Source organism: Sphingomonas prati (genome assembly GCF_014643515.1).
Classification (GTDB): domain Bacteria; phylum Pseudomonadota; class Alphaproteobacteria; order Sphingomonadales; family Sphingomonadaceae; genus Sphingomonas_R; species Sphingomonas_R prati.
The window spans coordinates 1-4,805 of sequence record NZ_BMJP01000019.1; the positions used below are offsets into that span (position 1 = coordinate 1).

3 protein-coding genes are annotated in these 4,805 nt (G+C 56.8%); 1 reads left to right on the forward strand and 2 read right to left on the reverse strand.

Features of this window, described 5'->3' with window-relative positions:
* On the reverse strand, positions 1-315 hold the full coding sequence (locus IEX50_RS17285; protein WP_157177989.1) for a hypothetical protein: 315 nt from the start codon (positions 313-315) through the stop codon (positions 1-3).
* A gap of 218 nt (positions 316-533) precedes the next feature.
* Positions 534-1,088, reverse strand: coding sequence for a bulb-type lectin domain-containing protein (locus IEX50_RS17290; protein WP_157177988.1), 555 nt, complete (start codon positions 1,086-1,088; stop codon positions 534-536).
* A 117-nt stretch (positions 1,089-1,205) separates the two neighbouring features.
* Here IEX50_RS17290 and IEX50_RS17295 point away from each other — a divergent pair.
* Positions 1,206-4,805 (forward strand): RHS repeat-associated core domain-containing protein (locus IEX50_RS17295; protein ID WP_157177987.1); only part of this gene is annotated, 3,600 nt, incomplete at its 3' end.

Genomic DNA, 4,805 nt, shown 5'->3' on the forward strand with positions numbered 1-4,805 from the left:
TTATTTCCTGATGAGTTTTGCGGTTTCTTCCTGATATTTTGCGCTTGCGGCGAGAAGTTTATCGAGGCTTTCGGGTGTCATGGTTGTTGCCAGTGTAGTGGCGCTTCCGGTGAGTGCGTTGATCGGCACCTGGACCTTGTGGGAACCGACCATGATGATGGCGAGCCGGGAGCCTGAGCTGACGACGGCGCCGGAGGGCAGGTTGTTGGCGTCACGGACGATGGCGCCGCGGCCGAGCCGAGCGTCGGTTGTGCCGGAGGCATAGATTGAGGGGCCAGGAACGGCGCGGGCAGCCCGCTCGACGGCCTCGATCACTGGCCTGGGGGCCGGACGGGATACCGGGGTTGCCCAGGCGGGTGCCCGCTGACCGGTAGGCGGCTCGTCGAGGGACCCGGCCGGTGGAGCGGTAGCCCCGGGTGCCGGTGTCTGCGCGCTGGCCATTCCACCGGCACTCGCAATCATCAGTCCGCAGATTAACGTGATTCTCATACCCACCCCCAAAATATTTAACAGCCTGTAGATTTAGGCGCAGATCAGTGACCGCCGGTTCCGGTCTGCCAGACCGGCTTGCCATCAAGGTTTGTTATGACAAGATTGCCGTCATTCTGTAGCTCCAGCTTCGAGCATGGATACATGTAAGTCTCGCTATGCCAAGTGCTGGTATCATTGGCGCGATACAGAACGAGATTTCCGTCCGGCTGAAAATAGGCTCTATCTGTACCGGAGTTTGCGGTGTTCGAACTCCACAGTGGCCCGGTCGAGTTCTGATAGAGGACCAGGTTGCCGTCTGCTTCCAACGTCAACCTGAACCGGTTGTCCGGTGAGACAATCCCGGTATTGCGGTTGATGATGAAGTCGGTCCTGACGTTGCGGTAAGCGGACCGGTTGTCGGCGGAATCGAGACTGTAATCGGTCCGGTAGCCCTGGCTCAGAGTAGTGTTGCAGGATTTGCGCAGGCGTCCAAGCGAGTCGTAGCGATAGGAGGATGCGGCAGCTTCGGCTACTGGCGACAAGAAGGGCACAGCAGCCATCCCAGCTGCAAGAATTGAGGCTGCTATACAGCCCCTGGCAATATGTCCTTTGGCCATTTTCATTTCCCCCCATTACTTGACACGCCAGGCGCGCGCTGCTCTGATTAACCCCAGATGTACGGCCCCGGCAAGCGCTTCGCGGAAGCGGCGGTCTGAACCTGGGGGCGGGGATCAATGCGGGGAACTTACACGACGGCGCTGCTGGCAGCGCTGCTTGGCGGAACGAGCGCATTTGCGCAAACCCTAGAGCCGGCGAAGGTTCGGCAAAGCGTCGATGCGAACGGCGTTGATCTGTTCTACGGCACGCTCAACGTCAGTCGTCAAGAAGCATCGATCGGTGCTGACGGTGGACTCAGCTACTCCCGCTACTGGCGGAGTGGAGCGGGATACGGGGCGTGGGTCGATAACTACGATATCCATCTGTATCAGGTCGGCACGAACCCAATTACCGTAACGGTTGCGGGTAATGCCGAGACTTTTACGGGATCTAGCAGCTTCACTAACGCGCAGGGTACTGGTTCGACATTGGTCCGCTCCGGTGCGAGCGGTTCTTACGTGTACAGCTATACGACACGCGACGGGGCCGTGTTTACGTTCGAAGAGCTAAAAGGATATGTTGCCTTAGGCAACACCGACAAAGGGCGAGTGGCAAACATAGTTTTTGCTGACGGGCAAAAGCTTACATATAATTATTTAACCGCCCAGTATTGCTCACAATATCAAGTCGGCGAGCCCGATGTTTGTCGATCGAAAAAAGACACAAGTCGACTTGCATCCGTGGTATCTAATTTTGGCTATCAGCTAACCTATAATTATCTTGCGGATAATCCGGATACCCCGGAGCAAACTGATGATTTCTATACCGTAACCGGTGTATCTTTGATTAATCTTACAACAAACTCGCAAGAGGGATCGTCATTCTCGAGGCAAAACTCAATAGACTCCGTTACCGATGCCGCAGGGCGCACATGGAGCTATGAGCTTACCAATAACAAGATCACGGCTATTCAGCGTCCTGGTCATGGGATGGACACCCGGATCGATTATCATTCGGGCAATGGTTATGTATGGCGTTATACCGACGCGACGAACATAACCACCGAGTACAACTACAATCAGACCAACGGCGAGCAGACCACGACGATTAAGGTCGGTAATAACTCTCCGAGTACCGTCGTGTTCGAAATCGCCACCCAGCTGATGAAGCGCAGTGTCGATGAGCTTGGTCATGTGACGAGCTACGATTACAAGCCGAACGGCCTGTTGAAGAAGGTCACCGCCAATGACGGCAACTCGGTCGAGTATGAGTATGATGATCGCGGCAACCGGCTGAAGACCATCGCCCACCCGAAGCCCGGTTCGAGATTCTCGGATGGCTCTGCAATGACGGACGTCGTCACGACGGCGCGATATGACGAGGATGCCAATAATCCGAAGGTCCGTAACCAGCCGACTGCGACGATTGATGCGCAAGACAAGCAAACGGATTATTCCTACGATGGTGGTACCGGACTGGTCTTGTCAGTCGCCTCACCTGCGGCAGCCAATGGCCTGCGGCCCTACCGCGTATTCGGTTATGATACTGCGACAAGCCCTGCCGCCTGGGGCGGTGGCACGATCACTTTCCCAGCACGAGTACGAGCCTGCGCGACCGCCAACGACTGCGCGAACACGGCCAACGAGACAGTCGTTGAAACACACTACGCTGACCAGAACGGCAACTTCGTGCCGGTCCGCGTTACAACCCGTGCCGGCGACAATTCGAAATCGTCCTCTGTGGAATATGGCTATGATGGGCTGCGCAACGTCGACCTGATCCGGGATCCGCTCGGGCAGGAGACGCGGTTCAAGTTCAAAGAGGGCCGTGAGCTGTACTGGACCCTGACGCCGGATCCGGACGCGGGCGGCCCACTCCGGAACCGCATGACAATGACCGACCGGTATCTCGACGGGGCCGTTGAGGCCGTGAGAACAGGCACTGCAAGAAGCGATAGTGACGGCAGCGACTTCTTGGAAGTGCAGCGTGTTCAATATGGCTATGACGAGGCCGGTCGGAAACGGTGGGAATATGTTGCGGCCTCGAACGTGCGCACGTCACAGACCGAATATAGCTATGATGGTTACGGCCGGCTCGACTGTACCAACCAGCGAATGAACTTTAACAATTACATAAACGTCTTTGGGCGGGTCGGCGTCTGCGAGCTGTCGGAACCGGGCGATTGGGGCGACGACCGCATTACCCGCAACGAGTATGACGCAGCCGGCCGGATCATCCGGGCGTACGTGGGCTACCGAACTGAGAATTCTTATTACACGGACTACAACTGGAACAACAACAATAAGTTGGAGCGGGTTATCGACCCGAAAAAGCAGGCGACAACCTACTTTTACGACGGCTTCGACCGGGTGCGTTACACCTGTTTCACGACGGAATCATGTGGAAACGCTCCTGACTATGAAGAGCTGTCCTACGATAAAAACGGGAACGTCACGATCCGCCGTCAGCGCAATGGTAGCACTCTGAACTACAGCTACGATGCTCTCAATCAGGTCAAGGACCTGACGACTACACGCGTTAACAACACGGTCGATCGAACGATCCGCTACAGCTATGACAATCTTGGCCGTACGACAAAGGTCGGTCTCGATCAATATGGCTACATGGACGTCAACTACGCCTATAACGCACTGAACCAGATGATATCCGAGTCCAGTTCGGTCGGCGGTCTGAGCGTCGGTTACGGTTATGACGCTGCCGGACGCATGAACTTCCTCGGCTATGGCGACGGATTCTACGTCAACTACGACTATTATGCGACCGGCGAGATGCGCCGGGTTCGGGAAAATGGCGCGACGTCCGGGAGCGGCGTTCTGGCAGAGATCGGCATCGACAATCTTGGTCGCCGTGTTTCCATGATGCGCGGCGACGGGTCGCATGAAAACCGGGTCTACAGCCAGAACGGAAACGGTCCCTGGATGGATCAGTTGACCCAGTCCATGTACGGCCCGGGTTCAGTCACGCGTAACTTCGCCTACAACCCGGTGGGCCAGATCATCAATCGGTCCGCATCGGATGATCGCTATGCCTGGACCCAAAACAGCAACGTCGACCGGACCTATGACGTAAACGGCCGCAACCAGTATACCCGGAGCGGTAACATCGGCATGGGCTATGACCTGCGTGGTAACCTGACCACGGCACCGAGCCCAGTTGCCGGCTCGAACAACGATCCCGGCGGCGCGACGTCCTTTTCATACAACCTCCAGAACATGCTGGTGCTGTTTGACGGCAAGGCCTTCAACTACGACGCGATTGGTCGCCTGACCATGGATGCCGACGCGAACCGCCTGTTTGGTTACGCCGGCGACCGCCTGTTGACCGAGCGGGAATATGGCGGCAGGTTCATGAACCGTTATGTCTACGGTCCGGACGAGGCACCACTGGTCATGTACGACGGAGGTGGAACAGGCTCGAAGCGCTACCTCGTCACCGACGAGCGCGGCTCGGTCACAGCGCTCACCAACGGCCAGGGCAGCCTGGAGTTCGTCAACAGCTACGACGACTACGGCATTCCGAACTCCAACTTTGCGGGGCGCTTTGGCTATACCGGCCAGGCCTGGAACACCTCGCTGCGAATGTGGAACTACAAGGCCCGCATCTACTCGCCAACCCTCGGTCGCTTCATGCAGAACGACCCCATCGGCTACGGCGATGGCCTCAATATGTATAACTATGTCGGAAACGATCCGATTAATAAAACTGATCCTAGCGGC

What these genes read in the sequence shown, in the direction of transcription:
- IEX50_RS17290 (WP_157177988.1), bottom strand. Translation starts at nt 1,088, where the DNA reads ATGGCCAAAGGACATATTGCCAGGGGCTGTATAGCAGCCTCAATTCTT.